Source organism: Bacillus cereus group sp. BfR-BA-01524 (assembly GCF_022662595.1).
Lineage (GTDB): Bacteria > Bacillota > Bacilli > Bacillales > Bacillaceae_G > Bacillus_A > Bacillus_A thuringiensis_S.
On record NZ_JAKUDW010000452.1, the window covers coordinates 1 to 223 of the forward strand.

Sequence of the window (223 nt, forward strand, 5' to 3'; positions counted from 1 at the left end):
AAATAGATAAGTTCTCTAATAAATTAAAGTCTTGGAAAATGAACCCTAACTTTTGTGAACGGAAATCAGAAAGTTCACCTTGCTTCATTTTCGTAATATCCGTTCCTGCAATTTGAACAACGCCGCCCGTTGCTGTGTCTAACGTTGAAATTACATTTAATAATGTTGTTTTACCAGAACCAGAAGGCCCCATAATACCAACAAACTCCCCCTCTTGAATTGA

At 36.8% G+C, this 223-nt stretch carries 1 protein-coding gene; it reads right to left on the reverse strand.

What is annotated here, in order from left to right:
- Window positions 1-223 (reverse strand): ATP-binding cassette domain-containing protein (locus MR170_RS32905; protein WP_242310783.1); only part of this gene is annotated, 223 nt, incomplete at both ends.